Annotated in this window: 18 protein-coding genes and 1 pseudogene; 15 read left to right on the top strand and 4 right to left on the bottom strand. The window is 40.4% G+C overall.

Annotation, left to right across the window (positions count from 1 at the left end):
- Positions 1-16: 16 nt before the first annotated feature.
- The 3 genes from yegQ to rdgC all read right to left on the bottom strand — a co-directional run bounded on the left by yegQ (position 17) and on the right by rdgC (position 4,163).
- Positions 17-1,393: a tRNA 5-hydroxyuridine modification protein YegQ gene (gene yegQ, locus CXF93_RS18060; RefSeq protein WP_101063913.1), complete on the bottom strand. Its 1,377-nt coding sequence runs from the start codon at positions 1,391-1,393 to the stop codon at positions 17-19.
- A 211-nt stretch (positions 1,394-1,604) separates the two neighbouring features.
- Positions 1,605-2,759, bottom strand: coding sequence for a sodium:phosphate symporter (locus CXF93_RS18055; RefSeq protein ID WP_101063912.1), 1,155 nt, complete (start codon positions 2,757-2,759; stop codon positions 1,605-1,607).
- A 489-nt stretch (positions 2,760-3,248) separates the two neighbouring features.
- A complete protein-coding gene (gene rdgC, locus CXF93_RS18050) occupies positions 3,249-4,163 on the bottom strand; it encodes a recombination-associated protein RdgC (protein ID WP_101063911.1) in 915 nt (304 codons plus the stop codon).
- A gap of 446 nt (positions 4,164-4,609) precedes the next feature.
- Here rdgC and phoB point away from each other — a divergent pair, with 446 nt between their 5' ends.
- From phoB to CXF93_RS18010, 8 genes are all read left to right on the top strand, one after another.
- Positions 4,610-5,296 (top strand): phosphate regulon transcriptional regulator PhoB, encoded by a 687-nt coding sequence (phoB, locus tag CXF93_RS18045; RefSeq protein WP_101063910.1) that lies wholly within the window; start codon positions 4,610-4,612, stop codon positions 5,294-5,296.
- A gap of 22 nt (positions 5,297-5,318) precedes the next feature.
- Positions 5,319-6,617: a phosphate regulon sensor histidine kinase PhoR gene (phoR, locus tag CXF93_RS18040; protein ID WP_101063909.1), complete on the top strand. Its 1,299-nt coding sequence runs from the start codon at positions 5,319-5,321 to the stop codon at positions 6,615-6,617.
- 202 nt (positions 6,618-6,819) lie between these two features.
- Positions 6,820-8,298, top strand: a complete 1,479-nt coding sequence (gene gmtY / locus CXF93_RS18035; RefSeq protein ID WP_101063908.1) for a gamma-mobile-trio recombinase GmtY — start codon at positions 6,820-6,822, stop codon at positions 8,296-8,298.
- Positions 8,288-10,888: a VPA1269 family protein gene (locus tag CXF93_RS18030; protein WP_101063907.1), complete on the top strand. Its 2,601-nt coding sequence runs from the start codon at positions 8,288-8,290 to the stop codon at positions 10,886-10,888. Before gmtY ends, CXF93_RS18030 begins: the two co-directional genes overlap by 11 nt.
- Positions 10,878-11,549, top strand: a complete 672-nt coding sequence (gene gmtX, locus CXF93_RS18025) for a gamma-mobile-trio protein GmtX (RefSeq protein ID WP_101063906.1) — start codon at positions 10,878-10,880, stop codon at positions 11,547-11,549. The genes CXF93_RS18030 and gmtX overlap by 11 nt, the downstream gene beginning before the upstream one ends.
- Positions 11,550-11,668: 119 nt before the next feature.
- Positions 11,669-13,456 carry an AIPR family protein gene (locus tag CXF93_RS18020; protein ID WP_101063905.1) on the top strand — a complete coding sequence of 596 codons (1,788 nt, stop codon included), beginning with the start codon at positions 11,669-11,671 and terminating at the stop codon, positions 13,454-13,456.
- A gap of 355 nt (positions 13,457-13,811) precedes the next feature.
- Entirely contained in the window at positions 13,812-14,789 is a 978-nt protein-coding gene (locus tag CXF93_RS18015; protein ID WP_101063904.1) for a PstS family phosphate ABC transporter substrate-binding protein, read from the top strand.
- A 360-nt stretch (positions 14,790-15,149) separates the two neighbouring features.
- Positions 15,150-16,610: a NarK family nitrate/nitrite MFS transporter gene (locus tag CXF93_RS18010; protein WP_101063903.1), complete on the top strand. Its 1,461-nt coding sequence runs from the start codon at positions 15,150-15,152 to the stop codon at positions 16,608-16,610.
- 127 nt (positions 16,611-16,737) lie between these two features.
- Here the strand turns inward: CXF93_RS18010 and CXF93_RS18005 are convergent, their stop codons facing one another.
- The gene (locus CXF93_RS18005; RefSeq protein WP_101063902.1) at positions 16,738-17,241 is read right to left on the bottom strand and encodes a glycine cleavage system protein R; all 504 of its coding nucleotides are present in this window, start codon (positions 17,239-17,241) and stop codon (positions 16,738-16,740) included.
- A 241-nt stretch (positions 17,242-17,482) separates the two neighbouring features.
- Between CXF93_RS18005 and CXF93_RS18000 the strand changes: the two genes are divergently transcribed.
- From CXF93_RS18000 to CXF93_RS17970, 7 genes and pseudogenes are all read left to right on the top strand, one after another.
- Positions 17,483-19,693: an ABC transporter permease subunit gene (locus CXF93_RS18000; RefSeq protein ID WP_101063901.1), complete on the top strand. Its 2,211-nt coding sequence runs from the start codon at positions 17,483-17,485 to the stop codon at positions 19,691-19,693.
- Between the two features lie 27 nt (positions 19,694-19,720).
- Entirely contained in the window at positions 19,721-21,367 is a 1,647-nt protein-coding gene (pstA, locus tag CXF93_RS17995; RefSeq protein ID WP_101063900.1) for a phosphate ABC transporter permease PstA, read from the top strand.
- 128 nt (positions 21,368-21,495) lie between these two features.
- A complete protein-coding gene (gene pstB, locus CXF93_RS17990) occupies positions 21,496-22,314 on the top strand; it encodes a phosphate ABC transporter ATP-binding protein PstB (RefSeq protein ID WP_101063899.1) in 819 nt (272 codons plus the stop codon).
- Between the two features lie 77 nt (positions 22,315-22,391).
- Positions 22,392-23,099 (top strand): phosphate signaling complex protein PhoU, encoded by a 708-nt coding sequence (phoU, locus tag CXF93_RS17985; RefSeq protein ID WP_101063898.1) that lies wholly within the window; start codon positions 22,392-22,394, stop codon positions 23,097-23,099.
- A gap of 200 nt (positions 23,100-23,299) precedes the next feature.
- Positions 23,300-24,205 carry an alpha/beta fold hydrolase gene (locus CXF93_RS17980; protein ID WP_101063897.1) on the top strand — a complete coding sequence of 302 codons (906 nt, stop codon included), beginning with the start codon at positions 23,300-23,302 and terminating at the stop codon, positions 24,203-24,205.
- A gap of 253 nt (positions 24,206-24,458) precedes the next feature.
- Complete coding sequence (aceB, locus tag CXF93_RS17975; protein WP_101063896.1) at positions 24,459-26,075, top strand: malate synthase A; 1,617 nt, start codon at positions 24,459-24,461, stop codon at positions 26,073-26,075.
- An 84-nt stretch (positions 26,076-26,159) separates the two neighbouring features.
- Positions 26,160-26,360: pseudogene (locus CXF93_RS17970) on the top strand (isocitrate lyase); the annotation flags it as partial.

Here is a 26,360-nt window from a genome sequence, read left to right as displayed (position 1 = left end):
CTTCTTTCTTAATGGATTATTTATGCGGGTTACGGGTATCTTCACTATTGGCAAAGTTACGCATCAGTAGCGCATGATCCAGCTCAACTTCTTCTGGCACCGGTAAGTAAACTATGTGACCAGAACCTGGTGCAACGTCCATTGCTTCGCCTTTACGGTTTTCTAACTCATCAAGCTTGAAGGTCATGTTACCTTGTGGCGTCATTAGCTCTAAAGAATCACCGACTAAGAATTTGTTCTTCACAATCACTTCAGCAAGACCTTTATCGTTACGGCCATTGAACTCACCAACAAACTGTTGTGTTTCACTGATTGAGTAACCGTAATCGTAGTTTTGGTATGCATCGTGAGTATGACGGCTTAAGAAACCTTCGGTATAACCACGGTGTGCAAGGTGCTCTAGTGTGCCCAATAGTGATGGATCAAAGTCACGGCCTGCAACTGCATCATTAATCGCTTGCTTGTATACTTGTGCTGTACGGGCACAGTAGTAGAACGATTTAGTACGACCTTCAATTTTTAATGAATGTACGCCCATTTTAGTCAGACGCTCAACGTGTTGGATTGCACGTAGGTCCTTTGAGTTCATGATGTAAGTACCATGCTCATCTTCAAATGCAGGCATATATTCATTTGGACGACCCTGTTCTTGTAATAAGAATATTTGGTCAGTCGGTTTGCCTATACCTAATGTCGGCTCAGGCGTATATATTTGCGCTTCAGGTTGATAGATTTCAGGGTTGCTAGCAACAATATCACCGGTTTCATTTTCGGTCGCTTCATGCGCATCGTATTTCCAACGGCATGAGTTCGTGCATGAACCTTGGTTTGGATCGCGTTTGTTAATGTAACCAGATAATAGGCAGCGGCCAGAGTAAGCCATGCACAGTGCGCCGTGTACAAATACTTCAATTTCCATGTCAGGGCAGTGGAAACGAATATCTTCAATTTCATCCAGTGATAATTCACGCGATAAGATCACACGCTTGATACCTTGGGTATACCAGAATTTAACGGTTGCCCAGTTTACTGCGTTTGCTTGTACCGACAGGTGAATAACCATGTCAGGAAACGCTTCACGTACCATCATGATCAGACCTGGATCTGACATGATAATCGCGTCTGGCTTCATCGCGATGATTGGCGTTAAATCACGGATGAAGGTTTTTAATTTTGAGTTATGAGGTTGGATATTACAAACCACATAGAATTGCTTACCAAGCGCGTGCGCTTCATTGATACCAATTTCTAGGTTTTCTAAGCTAAATTCATTGTTACGAACACGTAGGCTATAGCGTGGTTGGCCAGCGTAAACAGCATCAGCACCGTAAGCAAAAGCATAGCGCATGTTCTTTAAAGAACCGGCAGGGGAAAGTAATTCTGGAGTAAACATGTCAACCTCAATTATTGTCTGAGTTCAAGTCAGGGAATGCCCTTCGGACATCAAGGTTCGCGATTCTACGTGTTGGTCGGTATTTTGGTGTTGATCTGGATCAGGTTTTGTTGGAAGAGTCTTGGCGGCGTTAACTGATATTTTCGTGCAGATACAAAAAAGCTCAGAACAAGTCTGAGCTTTTTATTTAGTCATTTTTTGCAATCTGGATTTAGAAAATAATCATCAAACCAGGTAGTGCGAAGAAAGCACCAATCACATAACCAAAAGCGATAAATTTATTTTCAGTACCTTGACGCGCTAACGACTCTGCACACTTAATTGGAATCTCACGTAGGAACGGGATACCGTAGATAAGTGCTACTGCGAACAGGTTAAACATTACATGTACAAGGGCGATTGTCATTGCTAGCTGTGCTGTATCACCACTGATTGATGTTGCAGCAAGTAACGCTGTAATTGTTGTACCTATGTTCGCACCCAGTGTGAATGGGAAGATTTGACGTGTGGTAAACACGCCGCTACCCGCTAGTGGGATCATTAAGCTCGTTGTCGTTGATGATGATTGCACCATCACAGTTACTGCTGTACCCGATAAGATACCGCTTACTGGACCACGACCGATGGCACCGTGTAATACTGCTTTAGCACGACCAACCATTACTGATTTCAATACTTTACCTAGGAAGGTAACTGAGAAACCAATCATGAAGATACCGATGAACACCATTACTAGACCAGCTGTATTACTCTCTACAGGTAATGAACCAGCAAGTTCTTTAATTTGGTTTACCGCAGGTTTAGTTAACGGTTTAATAAAGTTGAATTCTTTAATGCTTAAGCTGCTACCACCAACAAAGAAATCTGCTAGGAAGGTTGCCATTTTCTCAAGGATACCGAAGGCAATTTCCAATGGTAGGAAGATAGCAACGGCTAATAAGTTAAAGAAGTCATGTACTGTTGCAGCACTAAATGCACGTTCAAACTCTTTCTTGTCACGGATATGACCCATGCTCACGAAAGTATTAGTGATTGTCGTACCCATGTTCGCACCCATAACCATTGGGATTGCGATTGAGATTGGTAAACCACCGGCTACTAAGCCAACGATTACTGATGTTACTGTACTTGAAGATTGTACTAACGCTGTTACTAGGATACCTAATAATAAAGCGACAAATGGGTTAGTTGCGAAAGCGAATATTTGTTCTGCACCAGCGCTACCACCGGAGAACATTTTAAAGCCTCCACTTACTGTAGATACTGCTACCAATACGAAGTATACCAATGCGGCTACACTTACCCAGCTGAATACTTTTCTCATTGTGCTTGGGTTCAATTCAATTGCTTCGTTGTTGTTTTTCATCTCTAGGTACCGTTTTATCCGTCGCTCTTGACAGATTTGCTTCAGTTAGTTGACGAGAAGGATTAGAACAAAGTTGTGTGACAGTAATATGACAGTGATTTCTTAATGTCATAAATATTTCGTAATCACATTTAAGCTGCTGTTTTATATTATGATTAATTAATGATTATTTTTATTATTTGTTGTTGCAAGTTAGAACTAGCAGCTTAAATGAAATTTTTTGGACGTTTTTATGCGCAAAAAATAGCAATTGTGACAGTGTTGTCATGTTAATTATGCGGATATAAGGCGCAGAGCAGGGATTAAATGCGTTTTAATGCGAAAAGAGCTGACATGATTAACAGCGCAGGAACATGCTGTAGATAGTAGATAGTAGATAGTAGATAGTAGATAGTAGAACAGAATTAAGAAGGGGAAGAATGCAGCATACCGAAGTAGGCACACTGCATAGCAAGACGACTGTTTATAGCGCTTGTTTATTACGACCGTTTATTTTGTTGTTGCTTCTTCGCCGCCTAATGCAGTGATAAGGTCTGGGATAAAGCGCATCAACTCGCCAGTCATCAAGGCAAAGTCAGCATCAAATTTAGCCGCGTAGTCATCGGTTGCTACATCATCATTCTGTTCTCTGATGAGATCGCTAAATTTAAGACGTTTTACTGACATGTCTTCGCCCAGTAAGAAAGACAGTGATTCACTCCAATCTAAGGCCAATTTTGTTACCAACTTATCGGCGTTAAGATGGTGTTGGATCTCTTCGCTGGTTAAGTCTTGCTCTTTACAACGGATAATACCGCCATGTTCAAGCGCAGAACGTAATTCAGCTTCATCACCTAACTCAAAACCTGGTGCTGCAGTACCGTTATTTAACCATTCTGTCATGGTTACATCTGCTGGTGTTGTTAACGCCACTGGAATTACAGGCAGGCTACCTACACACTTACGTAATAATGCGATTAAGTCTTCGGCTTTTTTAGCACTTGACGCATCAACCACTAATAAATTTTGTGAAGGACAGATCCAAGCAAATGTTTGGCTGCTACGTGGGAATGCACGTGGTAATAATTGATGAACGATGTCTTCTTTCAGTGCATCTTTTTCTTTTTTCTTCAGGCCACGACCTTGTTCTGCTTCAATGGTGTCTACTTTTTCTTGTAGCATGTCTTTAACCACAGAGGCAGGTAATACGCGGTCTTCTTTTTTAGCACAGATAAGGATGTTATCTGTGATGCCGTGTGTTAACGCTTGGCCTGATTTACCCAGTGGTTTGATCCAACCGAACTTTGACAAGTCTTGACTACCGCAAGGGGTAAACGGGAAGTCAGCTAACTTGGTTTCAAGTTGCTCAATATCTAGTTCAAATGGACGAGTGAAACGATAAATTAGTAAGTTTTTAAACCACATTATAGCAGGACCTTGGTATCAACTGTTTGGATAACCAGTATACTTAAGGCTATTGAAAATTGCCAGTTTGGTTCGTGGCGAACTATCTGCTTATGGCTGACTTAAGTTTAGTGTGGTAAACATTAATGATGATCGCCATAGGTTTATTGTGATGGTTATTTTTGTTATTAAACTGATTGGTTCAATTAAGTATTATATTTATACATAATTGCTGTGATTTGTTCGGTCTAAATCGATTTTTTCATAAATAATTCATCAATGTAATAATTCTGAAACATATTGAGCAGATAATCGATTTCAGTTAAAGTCGAAAGATAAACGAATCTTTCATCACATACCCAAGCTACTGAAAAATGCTATATCAGAGACTAGCTTGGGTATAAAATATAAATCTTTTACTGACTGGATACAGTTAATAAAGGGATGAATAGTAAAGGATATTCAAAGTGTCTAAGCGAATTTTAGTAGTTGAAGATGAACTTGCGATCCGTGAAATGCTGTGTTTTGCATTAGAGCAAAAAGGATTTGATGTCGTTGAAGCTGGGGATTATCCTGAAGCGGTAGAGCGACTCGTTGAACCTTACCCTGATTTGATCTTACTCGATTGGATGCTGCCTGGTGGCAGTGGCATTAAATATATTAAACACCTAAAATCTCAACCTCATTCATCCGCTATTCCGGTCGTGATGTTAACAGCACGTGGTGAAGAGGAAGACAAAGTTAAAGGCTTGGAAGTGGGGGCAGATGATTACATTACTAAGCCATTCTCACCAAAAGAATTGATTGCCCGCTTAAATGCAGTGATGCGCCGCGTCGCGCCAATGACCCAAGATTCGGTCATTGATATTAGTGGTTTACAGCTTGATCCTGTTGCCCATCGAGTTTCCGCCGGAGACGTAGTGATTGATATCGGCCCAACAGAATTTAAACTATTGCACTTTTTTATGACCCATACCGAGCGCGTATACAGCCGAGAGCAGTTACTCGATAATGTTTGGGGTATGAATGTGTATGTCGAAGACCGCACGGTTGATGTGCATATTCGTCGCTTACGCAAAGCATTAACACCGAGTGAACATGATAAATATGTGCAAACTGTACGTGGTGCAGGTTATCGCTTCTCGGTACGTTAATCAGCAGAGTTGAAATTTCAATATGAATAAAACGAATGTTTTTGTCAGTGGCTTATGGCGACTGGCCTATTGGTATATCCCGTTTTTTCTTGTTGGTTTAATCATTGATAACATCACCTTGAGTTTACTCATTGCGGCTGTAGTTAATGTTATTGCCCTATACCGTAATCAATATGTATTGCATAAATGGCTGTGGATAGGGCGTAGTGCGACGCCGCCAGAAGGCAAAGGCAGTTGGGAATCTATTTTTAATGGTATCTACAGTTTGCAGCGTCGTCATAAACGTAAGCGTAAAGAATTGCGTGTGGTGATCCGCCGTTTTCGTGAAGGTGCTGAGGCGCTACCCGATGCGGTTGTGGCGTTAGATACTGATTATTCGATTATGTGGTGTAACAAATTAGCGCAGCAAATGATTGGCTTGAAATGGCCGGAAGATGCGAACCAACATATTGGTAACTTGATCCGTACCCCGGATTTTATCCAATATTTAAATTCTAAAGACTATCAAGAGCCGTTAGAGATCACTTCTCCGACACATAATTCGAAAACGTTAGAAATCCGTATCATGACTTATACTGATGATCAGTCGATGCTGGTGGCGCGAGATGTTACCGAACTGCGGCAACTGGAACAAGTCAGACGTAATTTTATGGGCAATGTATCGCATGAATTACGCACGCCGTTAACCGTATTAAAAGGTTATCTGGAAATGCTGGAACCGGATGAGTCGGACAAAATGTTTTTACGTGCGCATAAAGTGATGTCTGAACAAACGGCGCGCATGGATTCATTGGTGAATCAACTGCTGGCCTTGTCTCGTATTGAAGCTGCACAAGCTGTCGACTTTGAAAAACAAGTTGATATACCATTTATGCTGTCGATGTTAGAGCAGGAAGTATTAATTTTAGGGGCGGATAAAGCCTTGCAAGTTGAATTCCATATCGAACATGGTTTGTTTGCCATGGGGGATGAATCGCAATTACGCAGTGCCGTGTCTAACTTAATTTACAATGCGGTACGTTATACACCTGAAAAAGGTAAAGTTGTCGTGGAGTGGAAACAAACTTCTGCTGGTGGCTTCTTTAGTGTGACCGATAATGGTGGTGGTATCTCTGCGGAACATGTACATCATTTAACCGAGCGTTTTTATCGTGTCGATGATGCACGTTCACGTGACTCGGGTGGTTCAGGTATTGGTTTATCCATTGTCAAACATGTATTGACCAATCATGACAGCTTGTTAGATATTCACAGTAAAGTAAATAAAGGCAGTTGCTTTAGCTTTACACTTCCCTTAGTGACGCATGTAAAACGTCATTAAGGTTACAGCTTTTATTGCGGTCTTGTCGCGCTCTTGTGATTAGGCTCGAAGCCCATCCGTTGTGTTATTACTAGTACATAATAATATATAAATACATATAAGATCTCATTAAATGGGATCTTTTTTTGTATATTAAATGTAGTTAATTCTAGTTAATAGTGCATAATTACAAATGAGAGAGAATGTTTAAGTGAGTTAATGAATGTCGTTAGTCAAAGTAAACGCAAAAGTAGTTCAGGATGATTCAGGTGTGTTTACTGAGATCCCTGTATTGTTAGATGAAAACAAAGAAGTCATAAAACCATTAATGGAGTATGCGTTAAAGTTAAAGCGTGATGGTAAGAGTCAATCAACAATCCTAAATCACATCAAAGCAACGCAACTTTTACTTGAGTATATGGCTTCAAATTCAAGTGGATTTATAACACCTCAATCGTTGTTTGAGAGCTTTAGTAGTCGCTTGTATACAGGAACAATTGGTGATGATGGTTTAGACCCATCAGGTTTATATTGGCTACCTTGCAGTAAGCAAGTTGCTCGATTACATATTTATGCTCTGAGTCAAATAACAGATTGGTTAGCTGAAAAATATGGTGCTACCTCAATGAATCCATTGATTGAGGCGGACAGCCTTACTCAACGTCTTAACTACGCAGCATGGTTTCGTAAGAATCAGCATGACTTCCTCGGTCACATTAAAGATAAACATATTAACTCCACTGTCCGTTATGCTCGTAGCGTTCAGGGGAAGCGTCCGTTGGGTAAGCAAAAACAAGATGCTATAGAATTTCCAGAACGTTATTTTGAAGCTTTTTACTTTGATGGTTTAGGTGGTGCATTAGATCGTCGAGTTGCACTTCGTGATCGACTTATTTTGCTGTTAATGCATGGCGGTGGTCTGCGTGAATCAGAAACATTACATCTTTGGCTTGAAGATGTGTTAATCGATCCTTTTAATCCAAATAACGTTAAGGTGCGTATCTACCACCCCGAAGATGGTAAAGCCCCTAACAATTGGCGTGGGCGATCAGGAAAAACCACTAGAGCAGCATACCTAAAGGAAAAATATGTATTAAGTCCTCGTAATGATCTCATGGGGAAAAAACGAGTTGGATGGAAAAGTAGAGTAACTGACAGCAAAGATGAGTATCTCGAAGTTCATTGGTTTCCTACCATCTTTGGAGAGGTGTTTGCCAAACTTTGGCAAGACTACACCCGATTCCTGACAGGGGTCGAACGTCATCATCCGTATGCGTTTATCAGTTTTCATCGTAATCACCTTGGCAACCCATACACGCTTAATGCGTTCCATGATAACTACCGTCAAGGATTGAAACGCATAGGACTAAAGCCTTGTAAAGCTGATGGATTATCGCCTCACTCACACAGGCACAGCTATGCTCGACGCTTACGCAGGGCTGGCGTACAGGAGCTCGTAATCAAGAAATGTCTGCACCACGCATCATTAGAATCTCAAGTTGTCTATACAACGCCGACAGCGAAAGAGGTCACGAACAGTCTTGATGCTGCCACAGAACAACTACTAAACCCGATAGAACCAGTAGAGCAGATAGGCACACCTAGTTGGGAGGTATTAATGGAATACGGTTTTAACGATATTGACCCTAATGGACTATTTACGGGCAAGAATCCAAAATTAGGAAAGCGGAATGGTAATTAACAGTAAAAATAAAAAAAGAGATGGTCGATCATCTGATTTAACGTTGCAATGGTTAACAAAAAATCACGGTAAAGAGTGGGAAACATGGCGACAGTTAGCCGAAGAGTGGATTACAAATCAAGAGGTAGGAACAGCATCTAAGCTTGAAGCTTTATGTATTTTTTTTGATATTTACTTGGTTAATACAGTACCTTTTACATCGGATGTTAAGAGCTTTTTCATTGGTAAGAATGGCTGGTTCGCCTCAACCGATGAATTTAAACGTGTTGTATTGGATAATACCAAACGTGGTGACAATGCTGATACATCAAAAGTAACAAACCGTGTCGCTAGCTTTATTGATTGGTTGCTAGATATGCATTTCAGTCAGAAAAACGATAACAGCCAAGCTATTCGCTTATACGCTAATCCTTTAGAAAAAACAAAAACGAAAAATAGCAATCCCGAAACCGTTCATAACCCACTGCCATACCGATACATTTGTGATCTACGTCATATCTTATGCCCAAAACCACGAGGGCACTTTTCAGATTGGTTGTGGGCGCAAGAACAGACAGGAAAAGGTGGCGATTGGTTTGAAGTTGATGAAAGCCTGATTGATAAGAACGATAAAGATTGCGCATGGCGCAGCAAAGAAGTTACTCGCAATGGAGAGAGTATCACCATTCATCAAATATGGTCGCCTGTAACAAGCATGGTACTGTTTATTAAACTGCACTTACCTCTACGTACCTATCAGGTGCGTATGCTCGATTCTGGTGAAGCTGACACTCTACGTTATGAAAATGGTAACTGGATTAAAAACCCAAATAGCTTTGCTTTGAATCGCTACAGCAAAGGGGTTTTTCGTCAATTTAAAGACAATGCAACAGGGCTTGAATACACCAGTTTGTATATCAGCACAAATAAAACAGCAGACCAAAATAAGGATGAATTTGAGCGTGGCTATGAAATCCCTTGGCAAAACGAAGACGTATTGTACTGGCTTGAAAAACTACGTAATTGGCAAGAAAAATACAATCCTATTAGTAAGCCTACTGATTGTCATACATTAAAGACAAAGCATACAAGAACAACAAAGTCGAAAGCTTATTTGAGCGCAATGGGGCACTGTTGTTTTCTATTTCGAGATGCTGCTTCAGCTAAGATAGAGGATAGAATTAAGCCTATTCTTGAAACGCCAATACAAACTATTTGGTACAAATTATTACAGCAACTTGAACAAGATCTTTTAGTTTCTGGCGACACACTATCTGATGGTACAGTACTACGATTAGTTCATGACTATGGTGAAGATTATAAATTGCAGAAGAAAAGAACAGAGTTTCCTTTGCATAGCCTTCGTGTATCGCTTATTACCTGTTACATCATGGATGCCAAGTTGCCTTTGGCTGTAGTCTCAAAGCTTTTAGCTGGTCATTCACGCATTCTAATGACGGTATATTATACCAAACTTACCCCTGCGGTTATGAAGGAAAAAATGACCGCCGCTGATAAATTGCTTGATGATAAATCTCAAGAAAGCGTTCGCACGTTTCTTAAAGATGCAGAAATGCGTCAAATAGAATGCAAAATGGCCTATAACGATGGCCAAGCTATCGAGGTAGCTCTTGTTAATAGAAATCCAATTGGATGGGAGAATCGTCACCATGGGCTATGTCTAGCGGGCGGTAATACTGTTCGTTCAGATGAAACTGCAACGGTCGCAGGATGCTGGAACGGAGGTGAATTCATTGCAGCCAGAGGTTCAGCATCAAGTGTTTACGGCTCAGTACCACACGGTTCAGAAAACTGTGTTCGATGCCGATGGTTTATCACCGAAGCTCGTTATCTTCCTGCGTTAAATGCTCACCTTAACTTTATGAGTTATAAAACCCATGAATCCGTTAATTTAGCTGTAAAGCTAGAGGGCGAAATTGAGGTCATGGAAGAATTAAAATACGAAGCAGAAATGGAGGGTAAGCCTTTTATTCAGCATAGTGAATTACAAGCACTTCAACGTCGATATGAAAAACAATTAGTAGGCGCTGATGAGTACACGAAAGATTGGATTGCAACTTTTAACCTGATTCGTCGTTTGATTGAAATTGAGCAAGAGCGAGCTGAAACGGATAGCACTAATAAGCTCGTTGCCGTAGGGTCTGAGAACGACATCAAAGTTGGATTCATGGAAACCACATCGGAGTTATTACACCTTTCTTTACTCTGTGATGATGCTGAAATTTATCCAGACATGTTAGATGATGTGAAGAAAACACCAGCAATTCAAGATAGAACGCAAAGTCTAAGCAGAATCATGATGCGTAAAGGTTATATGCCGCAACTCTTAATGCTAGACAAAGACCAGCAGCTTATTGCTGCAAACGCGATGATGCGTCAAATGGCACTGCAAGCTAATCCGACGGATAAACTCGATGGCTATAAACAAGTTACGAGCTATTTCGAATTAGAGCAATTCATGCAAGATAGTAAACTTCTTGATGTAGGAGTAACAGCATTAGAACATCAAATTAAACAATCCGTTGATGGTATATCAATTAAGTCGTTAAAAAATAAAGGAACCGTGGGAGAATTGCTAAATGCAAGTTGATATTAATGTGATCTTGGAAGACCTAAAAACAGGGAAAACACAACGTACAAGAGGTTCATTAGATAATCTCAATGCCTTATTAGAATCCCGATTTAATGCAGGAGAGCAAGACTACTCTATTGCAACGATTGGTCGATTATCTAAGGCTGATGGTGGTATTGGTACGGTTAGTATCCGTAATAAAACAGGTGAACACTTCCGCCTTCTTATTGATACATGGGCGACAAAAGCTAACACTACAATGAAAAAGCCTCCTGTGCCTCATTCGAGAAAGCATGATGTACCATCAGATATGGAGCTTTTAAAGCGGTTAGATGACCCAGCTATGAGAGCTGTTTTTGGTCAAATTATTGCCGAAAAGAATAAGCTAAAAGCAGAGAATCGTATCTTAAAACAAAACACTGAAGTCGTTGTAGATATACGTCCAAACCAAATAATTCATCCAGTACAAGTAAAGAAAGGAGTTGAAGTATTACCGTATTTTGACGGTGTCTTGCTTGAAGGAGATGTTGAGGCATTAAAAGATGCTATTGATGAGGTGAAACTAGATCAACGAGGTTGGACTGTAACTAAATATGGTGCAGTAAAAGATGAGAATAGTCGTCCACTGTTTAAAAATGGATTCGTTCTAGCAATTCAGAAAATATTGGCAGAAGTTTAAAATAATAAGTTAGTAACCTAAAACAGCTTTTTATATTTTTTAATTTAATGAGGGATTAAGCTTAAAATGCTGTGTTATCATGAGATTACATTTTAACTGTAACTATTTATAGGCTAAGTATGGCATTAGTTCATTCATTATCTGCTGAAGATAACTCTTCTGCGGCTAGAGCCACTGCTGGCGTTGTGGCTCAACGTATTGGAAAATCTCTAAAGCAACGCTTTGAAACGAATATACATAAACGTAGCTGTAACACAACAGATACTGATTACTCAGTGAAAATGTCTAGCAGAGCAATTGCCGCTTTTGCGATCCATTACTTGGGAAAAGCAGATGATATTCAAGCGGCTAAAGGAGTCTGTGATAGTCCTGAGGATGGCGGGATCGATGGCATTTTCGTTAACCATAACGAAAAAACGGTTGTTGTAGTTCAGGCTAAATTTAATCAAGCAGGGAATGCCACTTGGACAACCTCAGATTTTTTACGCTTTAAAACTGCATGTGAATATTTGCAAGAGTGTGACTTTGGACGTTTTGATGAGATCTTACAAGCACTAGGGGCTGATATCGAACTAGCATTAGATTCTATCGATTATCAATTCAAGTTTGTAATGGCGCATACAGGTAAGAGAGGTGCGGCTTCAGATATACTGCGAGATATGCAGCAATGGCAAAATGAATTAAACGAAGCTGCGATTGTTGAAATTGGTACTCCTGATAACGATCTTCCTTTTCAAGTTCACTTAGTTTCTGCGGAAGACCTAACTGAATGGATGCGATTTCAGCATTCTAGTTCTGTTAATTTACCTGACGTGGAGATCGAAGAGTACGGTAAAATAGCAACTCCTTATGCCGCTTATTATGGAATTGTTGGTGGAGATCAAGTTCACGAATGGTGGCAAGAACATTCATCCGATTTGTTTACCAAAAACATTCGAAACTTACTTGGTAAAACGGATGTAAATGAATCGATTCGAGATACTGCTGCTAATAATCCAGATAAGTTCTGGTTCTTTAATAATGGTATTACGGTATTAGTTCGAAATGTTCAACCATATAGACGTAACAATGAACGAGATCGAACCCGAGGTCGTTTTAAATTTACAGATGTCAGTATAATTAATGGTGCTCAAACAGTGAGTAGTATTGGCTATATAGGTGAGATTGACCCAAGTCATCTTGCAGATATTAAAGTTCAGGTTCGGTTTATTCATATACCTCTTGGAGAGAATGAAGAAATTATTGACTTAATAACCAGAGCTAACAATCATCAAAATCGAGTTTTGGGTCGAGACTTTGCTTCTCAACATAAAGAACAATTGCGGTTAAGAGACGAATTAGCTGTTGAAAAATATAGTTACCAATTACTCAGAAGTGATCAGGTATCTGATATTGAATATTCTATAGATATAGATGAGGCACTTGATGGTTTAGCGTGTTTAACAATGAATCCCACAACGCTAGCTATTTTAAAGAGTGCTCGTGGTAAATTCTTTGAAAATTTAGATGGTAGTCAATATCGCTCTGTTTTTAATCCTACAGTAAGTGGTGTAAAGCTGATTAATGTAGTAAAGCACCACAAGTACATTGAAGATTTGCTGAAAAAAAGACTAGCAACTACAGATCAATACAATACGAAGAAACGTTATGGAATTTTGACTCATGCTAATCGTTTGATAGCAGCCAGACTTATGGAACAAGTATCTGGTTTGAAGAGTGAAACTACCTTAATGACTGTTGAAAAAGGTAATATTGATAGACATTTTGATACTTTATTGGGTCAGTTAGAAACACTAATTGATACATACTACCCTACCGCATACCTAGCAAGATTTTTTAGTAACGCAACTAAAATTACGGCTACAATAGCCTACGTTAAAAATGGAACCATTCCTATTTCAGATTGACCATTGTCTAATGTGGCACACTGTATAGTTTGCCACATATCACAATTAAAACTTACAGATGATTAACCTGTAAGTTTTATATATTATTCTTATACTTATATAAAAACATTACCCGCTAGTAAGTAACTGTTATACAACTCAAAATAACTAAATAAATTTATTTTATATGGTTTTAACTAGATAGTACTGAAGTGATGGGCTTTTTTTAGCATAAATCGGCTACTGTCATCAAACCGTCATGTTTTGTTCATATGATTGTCATCAGTTAATTGGATACTTGTAGTCACAGAAACGAGATACAAAACATTATTAGTCATCAAGACGACATAAAACATTATACTTGGAGAAGTAAAAAATGAATATTAAACAAATTGTTGTAGCATTAGGGATATCAATGACAGCAATCGCTTCACAAAGCGCATTTGCAGCAGGTCTAGACCCTAAATTACCTGAATACCAAAAAGTAAGTGGTATCTCTGGTAACCTATCTACAGTTGGTTCAGATACATTAGCAAACATGATGACCTTGTGGGCTGAAGAATTCAAACATACTTACCCAAGTGTTAATGTACAAATTCAAGCTGCGGGCTCTTCTACAGCGCCACCGGCACTAACAGAAGGTACTTCACAATTCGGTCCTATGAGCCGTAAAATGAAGTCGAAAGAGATTGAAGCGTTCGAAAAACGTTACGGTTACAAGCCTACTGCAATTCGTGTTGCTATCGATGCTCTAGCGGTATTCGTACACAAAGATAACCCAATTAAAGGTTTAAGCATTGCTGACGTAGATGCAATCTTCTCAAGCACACTAAAATGTGGCGAAGCTAAGCGTATTGAACGTTGGGGTGAATTAGGGCTAGAAGGTTCTTGGGCATCACGTGATATCCAATTATTTGGTCGAAACTCAGTATCAGGTACTTACGGTTACTTTAAGAAGAAAGCGTTGTGTAAAGGTGACTTTAAAAACAATGTAAATGAGCAGCCCGGTTCAGCTTCTGTTGTACAATCTGTATCATCATCACTGAATGCCATTGGTTACTCAGGTATCGGTTATAAGACATCTGGCGTACGTGCTGTCGCTCTAGCGAAAAAAGGTACTAACTACATTGATGCAACACTAGATAACGCTGCATCAGGTAAATACCCACTGTCTCGTTACCTATACGTTTACATCAACAAGAGCCCAAACAAAGCATTATCACCAATGCAAACTGAGTTCTTAAAACTGATGTTATCGAAACAAGGTCAGAAGATCGTCGCTAAAGATGGTTACATCCCACTACCTAATTCAGTGACAACAAAAGACCTTAAGAAAGCCGGTATTACCCTGTAATACAACTTACTTAAGTTAAATAATTCGAAGCCCGCTATGTAGCGGGCTTTTTGCTTTCTGGCATACTGAGTTGCGCCGAGCCCTTGATTACGCTGATCTACTTATTGCTGAGTTTAGAACTGTTGTTAAGTTTAGAGTTATTGCAAGTTTAGAATTATTGCTCATAAAGTGATACATTCCTCACATTTAGTCCCCATCTTGGTGCGTTTTTTCAGTCTAGGTCTAATGGTTTTTAACGGTTTAAATGCAAGTTGTTGATTGTTAGTTATTTTTTATTATTCCTTTAGTTGGCATCAGTGTTGCAATACCTTAGCTAGGATAAAAGTTTTATATTTTTTAATTATCGAAGAGGGATTTTTTATGGGACAAGAAAAATTTAACATATTGTCTTTTTCAGGGAAGATGAAAACATTACACCTATCGTGGATGGCGTTTTTTATTACCTTTGTGGTTTGGTTTAATGCCGCACCATTAATGTTAGCCATTAAAGACAGCATGGGACTTACCACGGAAGAAGTGAAAACCTTACTGATTCTTAACGTCGCTTTGACTATTCCAGCGCGGGTTATTATTGGTATGTTAACCGATAAATACGGGCCTCGGATTGTTTATTCGACCTTATTAGCCGTCTGTTCAATTCCATGCTTTATGTTTGCACTGGCAACGACTTTCGAACAATTGGCCATCGCGCGTTTCATGATGGGTCTTATTGGTGCGGGTTTTGTGGTTGGTATTCGTATCGTTAGTGAATGGTTTCCTGCCAATGAATTAGGCACGGCAGAAGGTATTTATGGTGGTTGGGGTAACTTTGGCTCCGCTGCCGCAGCATTCACACTACCGACCGTTGCGCTATTGTTTGGTGGTCCAGATGGCTGGCGTTATGCTATTGCCATCACCGGAGTGATGAGCTTAGCATTCAGTGTTGTGTATTATCTTAATGTCACCGATACACCAAAAGGGTCGACTTATTTCCGTCCGAAAAAAGGCGGTGCAATGGAAGTGACCAGCAAAGGTGATTTCTTTTTACTGCTATTTATGAAGCTACCTATGTATTTAACGCTCGATCTTTTAGCGTGGAAATTATTACAGGTTGATATGTTTACCGAGACCACTACTTATTCGGTTTATCTTGGTTTAGCTGTGTTGTATGTACTTGATTGCTGGAAAACATACCAAGTAAACAGTGATATCTTTGTTAAAGAAGTACCTGAGATTGAGCGTTATAAGTTTAAGCAAGTTGCGGTACTTAACGTATTGTATTTTTCAACATTTGGTTCTGAATTAGCCGTGGTGTCTATGCTGCCACTATTCTTTGCTGAAACATTCGGTTTAGGTATGGCTGAAGCGGGTATGGTTGCGGCTTCTTACGCCTTCATGAATCTGATGTCTCGCCCTGGTGGCGGTTGGATTAGTGATCGCTTTGGTCGTAAGAAAACCTTACTTATTCTTACCGCGGGTCTAGCCGTTGGTTATTATGCTATGTCACAAATTACGTCTACATGGTCACTACCACTGGCTATCGCCACAGCAATGGCATGTTCGTTCTTCGTGCAAGCCGGTGAAGGTGCGGTATTTGCTGCTGTACCATTAATCAAACGTCGTTTAACAGGGCAGATTGCTGGTATGACTGGCGCGTATGGTAACGTCGGTGCAGTATTTTATTTAACGTTGTATTCAATCGTATCAACGCAGGTGTTCTTTTATGCCATTGCGGTGACGGCTATCGTGGGCTTTGTTGCTTTACTGTTGATGGAAGAGCCAAAAGGTCATATTGCAGAAGTGGACGAAGACGGTAAAGTAACGTTAATCAATGTGTCATAAGCTATTTTTCGTAAACCCTTTGTCATAAATCATATAGCATAAATACGGCGCCATTATCTTATTAGGTAATGGCGCCGTTTTGTTTGGTGATCTATGTCGTCATCTAGCTGTGTCGCTATGTACCTGGTTATGCTTCGGTCATTTCAGAAATTAAGGTCGGCGAAATTTTTGCTAATGCCGCATTAAATTTATCATAATCGAGGTTTTCAGGTAATGCGAGCTTAAGTTTGGCGTAAAAACGGTTGTTATCAGACTGCCATAGGTCTTTACAATGGGTTGTTATCGCTTTCAATTCAATGTCATACTGCGTAAGCACCTGCGATACTTCATTAATAATACCAGGGCGGTCACTATCTTGAATAATTAGGCAAGGTGATTGGTGCCAGATACTTTGATTTTTACCTTCCGCGAAATTTATGGTCAGGCCTGGAATGAGGCTTAATGCTTCACATAAATCACGGTAATATTCATCGTCAACTGAAATTTGTAAGATACCGGCAAATTGCCCTGCGAGCTCACTCATATTACTTGCTAACCAATTGCCCTTATGTTCGGCGACGACACGCGATAAATTATTTATGAGACCTGATTTGTCATCACCAATAAGCGTTACGATAAGTTGTTTAAGCATTGTTAAGCCCTATGTAATAAATTCGATGTAAAACGTTTCGTTTTAGCTATGTTCATCACTTAATATGATGCGGCGTACTATATGCAAATCGTGTGCATAAATATAGTGTCGTTATCTAAATATCAGAACTGAGTCGAGCTAATGTCGATTATATTTAACCTTGTTGCGGGATGTCATATAACTGTCATATAAATTACCTATAATCCGATTGTGATTAATTACAGCTAAAGACGAGGAAGAGATGGCTGAACAGTTTTCTTTAACGATTGCGGGCTCCCGTAAACGCTTACTTAAAGATAAACTCGCAGAATATGGTATTAAAATGGGCGGTGGTGTTGTACTGATGACACTGTTGTTAATATTTTTCTACCTATTGTATGTGGTTTATCCGGTTTTTGAATCTGCGAAAATAGAATCAAAAGCACAATACAGTCAGTCTTTTGCTGGTAAAACCTATGCATTAGCAATGGAAGAGCAAAATGAAATTGCTTACCGTTATAGTGACTTAGGAATTAACTTCTTTAATACTATCGATCCTAATGTGGCCTTAATGCAGTATGCATTACCACAGCAAGCCGCGTCATTTGGTCAAAGTGGACCAACATCATCAGCCGTGGTATTCGGTTTGAATGATGGTAATGCGATCGTTGCTGCCGCCGATTTCGATATTACTTACCCTGGTGATAAGCGTCTTATTACCCCACAAGTTAAGTTTCCTTTTGGCGAGCAACCGATTGAAGTTGATAGCCAAGGGCAAGCATTGCAACACATTGCTATTGAAGTTGAAGGCGAAAATGCCGCGATTGTGGCTATCACAGCCGATAATCGTGGAGTGTTATTACGTTACGTTGCTGAAGAAAACTTCATGACTGAAGAATTGGAATGGAGCAGCGAAACAATCGAACTGCCTTCAATGCCAATGAATGTTGAGCAAGTATTGTTAACCCCTAACTTCCGCTTTATCTTTATGCGCAGTGGTAACAAGTTATCTATCTACGATATCCGTGATACCGATGATATTTCTATTGTTGAAGTATTAGACATTAATGAACACCAACAGAATGTGACTCATGTGGCATTACTAACGGGTGCAAGTTCATTATTGGTTGGTAATGACAATGGCGTAGTCAGTCAGTGGTTCGAAGTAGCGAAAGACGGTGAGCGTAAGTTTACTAAGATCCGTCAATTCGATGCCAAATCAAGTGTCACTGATATTACCATTGAATATTCACGTAAAGGTTTCATGACTGTGGGTAAGGATAATAGCTTAAGCATTTTCCATACTACCGGCGAAACGACATTATTACACCAAGACCTTAAAATGGGTTCACTGCAACACCTTGCTATCTCTCCTCGAGCAAATGCGTTTATGGTTGAATCAGAACAGGGCATTGGTTTCTACAAGTTGACTAATGAGCATCCAGAAGTAACGTGGAGCGCATTATGGCAAGAAGTTTGGTATGAAGGTTATCCTGAACCCGATTATGTCTGGCAGTCAACATCAGCATCAGATGACTTCGAAGCAAAACTAAGTTTAGTACCAATTACATTTGGTACCATTAAAGCCGCATTTTATGCCATGTTATTCGCGGTGCCTATCGCGGTAGCAGGTGCGATTTATACTGCTTACTTCATGAATTCTGGTTTACGTAAAGTAATCAAACCGACAGTTGAAATCATGGAAGCGTTACCAACGGTGATCCTTGGTTTCCTTGCCGGTCTATGGTTAGCACCGTTTGTGGAAATGCATTTACCCGGGGTCATGATGATCGCCGTGTTATTGCCATTCTCCGCCGTGCTGGTGGCTGCAATTTGGCACTTCTTGCCACCGTCATTTGTTAACCGTGTTCCAGAGGGCGCACACGTTATTATCCTATTACCAGTATTACTGTTGGTTGGTTACTTATCAGTATTAGCGAGTCCGCTGGTAGAAGATCTGGTATTTGATGGTGATGCACGTGCTTACATCAATGATATCTTTGGTTTCGATCAACGTAACTCCTTGATTGTTGGTATTGCGATGGGCTTTGCGGTTATTCCTACTATCTTCTCGATTGCTGAAGATGCCATTTTTAGTGTACCAAAACATTTAACCCAAGGTTCATTGGCGTTAGGTGCGACAAGCTGGCAGACCCTGGTGAGGGTGGTATTACTTACCGCAAGTCCAGGTATTTTCTCGGCAATCATGATGGGGCTAGGCCGTGCGGTTGGCGAAACCATGATTGTATTAATGGCAACCGGTAATACCCCTGTGATGGACTTCAATATTTTCTCTGGTATGAGAACATTGGCAGCCAACATTGCGGTGGAAATGCCTGAATCAGAAGTGGGTAGCTCGCATTACCGCGTCCTGTTCTTAGCGGCATTCGTACTGTTTGTACTGACGTTTATATTCAATACCATTGCGGAATTCGTGAGACAGCGTTTACGTGAAAAATACAGCGCGATTTAATCTAATGCTGATAATTAGGATATTAAAATGAAAAATTGGTTTCGCTCAGGATCGCCTTGGATATGGATGACTGGTGGTGCTGTAAGCATAAGTTTGATTGCAGTACTTGGTTTGTTAATGTTGATCGCATGGCGTGGTCTGACTTACTTTTGGCCAAGTGCAATACATGAATTTAATGTACAGCTAGAAGATGGTTCGAGTCGCGTTGTTATTGGTGAGATTTACGACCGTGAAGTCGTACCCATCCAACGTTTACTTGAAGCGGGTGTCAAGATTGACCCAACGTTAGAAACAGTAGAGCGTATCTTGGTTAAAACTGGTAACCGTGAATATGTTGATCTTGATTTCAGCTGGTTACTGGGGCCCGCAATTACCGAGCAATCAACACCGGCAGCTGTTGCTGTGTTTGAACGTTTCAATAACGGTAACTTTTATGGTTACCCGGTTGCTATCGAAGAAGCTGGGGTGAAAAAGACCTTAACGTCTGCGGCGCAATTAGATACCTTGATTGACCGTGCTGTGGCATTAAACGATAAAGCCCAAGATTTACAGAAAGGTGAAATCAGTTCAGTTAACTATGAATTAGAGCGTATCCGCCTAAAATTACGTAGTTATGAATTAAAAGAACAACTGACTAGCGCGATTGAAACGAAGTACAGCAAGATATCTGCAGGGCTGCGTGCTGAATATCAAATTCATGAAGCGCAATTATTCAGTTATCGTGACCAAGCCAATCGTGATGCCGTGATCGTCAAAGACATGCGTGGTGAGGAAGTTCGTATTCCATTAGCAAACGTGCTGGAAGTGACTTACCCGAACGACATGAGTATCGTCAGTAAGATCAGCCATTGGTTTGGTAACGTAGGCAGCTTTATTACCAGCGACCCACGTGAAGCCAATACTGAAGGCGGTGTTTTTCCGGCTATCTTTGGTACTATTTTTATGGTGATGTTGATGGCTGTTATTGTTACGCCATTAGGTGTGGTTGCAGCGATTTACTTACACGAATATGCACCGAAAAATGGCTTAACGAAAATGATCCGTATTGCGGTGATTAATCTCGCCGGTGTACCATCAATCGTATACGGTGTATTTGGTCTGGGTTTCTTTGTTTACATGTTAGGTGGTTCTATTGATGAACTATTCTATCCTGAATCGTCACCATCACCGGTATTTGGTTCGCCAGGTGTATTGTGGTCGGCATTAACATTAGCTATCTTAACGTTACCAGTAGTGATTGTATCAACGGAAGAAGGCTTATCGCGTATTCCAACATCACTGCGTCAAGGCTCGTTAGCACTGGGTGCAACTAAGTTTGAAACCTTATGGCGTATTATTGTGCCAATGGCAAGTCCAGCAATTATGACCGGCCTGATCCTGGCTGTTGCACGTGCAGCGGGTGAAGTCGCCCCATTGATGCTGGTGGGTGTCGTTAAGCTGGCACCAACACTGCCGGTCGATATGAACTTCCCATACATTCACGTAGAACGTAAGTTCATGCACTTAGGTTTCCACATCTATGATGTTGGTTTCCAAAGTCCAAATGTCGAAGCGGCACGACCATTAGTTTATGCCACGTCGTTCTTGTTAGTGACGGTTATTATCGGACTAAACTTAACGGCAATTGGTGTGCGTAACCATTTACGCGAAAAATTCAAAAATTTAGAACTATAGACCTCGAACGGTAACGTTAGCTTGTAGATTTATAGACAAGACCTGTTAGGTTATAGACACGATCTGTTGGGTTATAGACATAGAAAATGGAAAGTAGCTGCTTAGTGGCTGCTTCAATAGGAAAGATAATGATTGATATGAGTTCAAATTTGACTGATGTAGTAAGCCTAGATGTTAATAACTTATCAGCAGCAGACACAGCATTAGAAATTAAAAACTTAGATTTATTCTACGGTGACAAGCAAGCTTTGTTTGATGTCAGTATGAAAATACCGAAAAAACAAGTCACCGCTTTCATTGGACCGTCTGGTTGTGGTAAATCAACACTGTTACGTTGTATTAACCGCATGAATGACCTTGTTGATATCTGCCATATTAAAGGCGACATTAACTTACACGATAAAAACATTTATGATCGTGATGTTGATGTCGCAACACTACGTCGTAATGTCGGTATGGTGTTCCAGCGTCCTAATCCATTCCCTAAATCGATTTATGAAAATGTGATTTATGGTTTACGTTTACAAGGTATTAATGATAAACGCCGTTTAGATGAAGCTGTTGAAGCATCACTACGTGGTGCAGCCATCTGGGATGAAGTGAAAGACCGTTTACACGAGAACGCCTTCGGTCTATCTGGTGGTCAGCAGCAACGTTTGGTTATCGCTCGTGCTATTGCCATTGAGCCTGAAATATTATTGCTAGATGAACCAACATCGGCACTGGATCCAATCTCGACATTGGTTATTGAAGAGTTGATTACCGAGCTAAAGAAAAAATTCACTGTGGTTATCGTCACGCATAATATGCAACAAGCCGCACGTGTATCAGACCATACTGCATTTATGTATATGGGCAAGCTTGTTGAGTACTCAGACACAAATACGTTATTTACCACACCCGCTAAAAAGCAGACAGAAGATTATATTACGGGTAAATACGGTTAATTTGACTCTTTTTTGATTGTAATAAAAGAGTGTGGATTTAATCAAGAATTAGCGTGAATACACGTAAAGGACAAAAAATGGATAATTTAACATTAGGCCGTCATATTTCTGGCCAATTTAATGCAGAGTTAGAAAGCATTCGTAACCAGGTAATGGTCATGGGTGGTTTAGTTGAAGAACAATTAAATTCAGCAATCGAAGTATTATCGTCACAAGATATCGATGTTGCCAACAAGATTATCGATACCGATAAAAGCGTCAACTCAATGGAAGTGGCGATTGATGAATCTTGCACTCGTATTATTGCTAAACGCCAACCAGCGGCAAGTGATTTACGTTTGATAATGGCAATTATTAAAACCATTACTGATTTAGAGCGTATTGGTGATGTCGCAGACCGTATTGCCCGTACTGTGATTGAAAACCGCAATAAAAAATCGCCACCGCTAGTGAGTATGGAAAACTTTGGTCGCCATACCGTAAAAATGTTGCATGATGTACTCGATGCGTTTGCGCGTATGGATGTCGATGCAGCGTTTAAAGTGTATCAAGAAGACGCTAAAGTTGACCGTGAATACGAAAGTATTATCCGTGAATTAATGACGTATATGATGGAAGATCCACGTTCAATCCCACAAGTGCTAAATGTACTCTGGTGTGCGCGTGCGCTAGAGCGTGTTGGTGATCGTTGTCAGAATATCTCTGAATACATTGTTTACTTTGTTAAAGGTAAAGATATTCGTCACATCAATCACGACGAAGTAAAAGACTTACTGTCAAAATAAGCGCGTTATATTGCGCATTTTAGTTAGTGATTTAAGCCTTGTTTCTCAATTGATAAACAAGGCTTTTTTTTTCTGCTAGTGAATATAATAGCCACTAGGATGAAATAGCATTTCAGCTTAATTTTGCTTTACAAGCCTGACCAGCGTGCGAGTATATGTGTCATTAACTTGAACGGGTATTTATTGATAAGGATATAGGGATGCACTCTGTGCTGACGGCTAGCGATGGCCGAGAAATCAAATTGTTTGCTTGGTTACCAGAGCAAGAAGTCCGTTACGTGATGGTACTGAGTCACGGCATGGCTGAGCATATCCAGCGTTATGCAAGCTTTGCCTTAGCTTGTAATGCCGCAGGTATTGCGGTGTACGGTGCTAACCATCGAGGTCATGGCGAAGATGCTCCGGTATTAGGCCATTACGCCGATGATAACGGTTGGCAAAAAGTGATCAGCGATCTCGATGTTATCGTTGATGATGTGACTAAGCGTCATGCTGTACCCTTAGTATTATTCGGTCACAGCATGGGCTCTTTCATTGCCCAGCAATATGCGATCTTGCATGGCAGCAAGCTGAGTGGATTAATACTCAGTGGCTCTAATTACCAAAATCCAATCTTATATAAATTGGCCAGCTTGATCAGTAAAATCGAAAAAATACGTATTGGCGCGAGATCCCCAAGCCGCTTTTTAGATTTTATTTCTTTTGGCGCCTTCAATAGTAAATTCAAACCGACGCGCACTGCATTTGACTGGTTAAGTCGTGATCCGGTGCAAGTTGATAAATATATCAATGATGATTACTGTGGTTTTCCGTGTTCGCCACAATTTTGGTTAGATTTTATGTCAGGGTTAATCACCATTAGCCAAAAATCAGCAATAGCCAAGATCCCCAAGCAATTACCAATCTATATTTTTAGTGGTGATAAAGATCCGGTTGGTTTACAGGGCAAAGGCGTATTAGCATTAGAGCAACATATAATAAATAATGGTTGTGATAACGTGCAGTGCAAACTTTACCCCGATGGCCGTCATGAGATGCTCAACGAGTCGAATGCGAATGCGGTATTTAACGATGTAACGGATTGGGTTACATCAACAATCAGCTAATTAGCTTGGTCAATAGTAGCTTCATTTGAAAGTGTGTTTCGCTTCACTATTAGGTGATTTTTAAGAAAGCGAAACGCTTTAATTTGACACTGTGTCATCAGTGTGAAATGTGTTGCATTTATTGCAAACTTGTTGCAATGTGTAGTTAGAGAAAGCAATTCGTACACATGTTTAAAACATTGGGACGTAATTTTTCCAGCGTTTAAATAGTGTCGAATTGTCGTCAATACACATATTTCAACGGAGTGAAACTATGACTGCCAATACCCAGTCTCATGAAACAGGTTCTCTGATTTTCCATGGGGAAATCAACCAAGAACAACAACAGATCCTAAATCCTGCAGCAGTTGCTTTGTTGACTGAGTTAGTCGAAAAGTTCGCTCCTCAAGTTGATGAGTTACTAAACCAACGCGTGAAAAAACAAGCACGTATGGATGCTGGTGAATTACCAGACTTTCTACCAGAAACTGCCCATATCCGTGACGGTGACTGGCAGATTCAGGGTATCCCTGCAAAACTACAAGACCGTCGCGTAGAAATTACAGGTCCAGTTGACCGTAAAATGGTGATCAACGCCCTCAACGCACGCGTTAAAGTATTTATGGCTGACTTTGAAGATTCATTCGCACCAACATGGGCGGGCGTACTCGATGGACAAGTTAACTTACGTGATGCAGTAAACGGTACAATTGAATATACCAACCCTGCTAACGGTAAACACTATACTTTAGATGAAGATCCAGCGACGCTTATCTGTCGTGTACGTGGTCTGCACCTGCCAGAAAAACACATCACTTTTAACGGTAAAATTGTACCGGGTTGCTTGGTTGATTTCGCACTGTTCTTCTCGAATAACTACGAAGCATTATTAGCGAAAGGCGCGGGCCCTTATTTCTATGTTCCTAAATTACAAAGTCATCATGAATCTAAATGGTGGAGTGAAGTATTTAGCTATGCAGAAGACAAAGTAAACCTAGATCGCGGTACGATCAAAGCAACACTACTGATTGAAACTATCCCAGCTGTATTTGAAATGGAAGAAATTCTATATAGCATGAAAGAGCACATTGTTGCCCTTAACTGCGGTCGTTGGGATTACATCTTTAGCTACATTAAAACACTGCGTAAGCATGCTGACCGTGTACTGCCAGATCGTCATTCAGTGACGATGGATAAAACTTTCCTTAGCGCTTACTCACGTTTGTTAATCAAAACATGTCACAAACGTGGTGCTCTTGCTATGGGCGGTATGGCTGCATTCATTCCAGCTAAAACAGCAGAAGAAAACGATAAAGTATTAACCAAAGTAACCGCAGATAAGACCTTAGAAGCACAAAATGGTCATGACGGTACTTGGGTTGCTCACCCTGGACTGGCTGATACCGCGATGGGCGTGATGAACGAATACATTGGTGAAGGTAATGCTAACCAACTTCAAGTAAGTCGTGCAGATGATGCACCTGTTACTGCGGCTGAATTATTACAACCGTGTGATGGCGAACGTACTGAAACAGGCATGCGTTTAAATATCCGTATTGGTGTTCGTTACTTAGAAGCATGGATCTCGGGTAATGGTTGTGTGCCTATCTACGGCCTAATGGAAGATGCGGCAACAGCTGAAATCTCTCGCGCATCAATTTGGCAATGGATCCAACACGGCAAAACATTAAGCAACGGTAAAGTTGTGACCAAAGAATTGTTCTGCCAATTATTACAAGAAGAACTTGTGGTTATTCGCGATGAAGAAATTGGTGTTGAAGCTTACGAAAATAGCCGTTTTGCTGAAGCGTCAAAACTGTTTGAAGAGCTAACAACCAGTGATCATCTTGCTGAGTTCTTAACCCTTCCAGGTTACGATTTCTTAGATTAGAAATTTTTGGAATAGGGCGGGGTTAGTTTATCCCGCTGTGTTCTTGTTGTATCAAGTATTAAAATAATTATTAAGGGAATAAAAATGTCTACATACACAAATGATATCGATACGGTTGCTACATTAAAAGCTGAACAAGGTTCTAAATGGGCTGCAATTAACCCAGAATATACGGCGCGTATGCGTGCTCAAAACCGTTTCAAAACAGGGATTGAGATTGCACAGTACACAGCAGACATTATGCGTGCTGATATGGAAAACTACGATAATGATTCTTCACTGTAT

The organism is Moritella sp. Urea-trap-13 (assembly GCF_002836355.1).
GTDB lineage: Bacteria > Pseudomonadota > Gammaproteobacteria > Enterobacterales > Moritellaceae > Moritella.
This window is presented reverse-complemented; position numbering and strand designations above follow the sequence as displayed.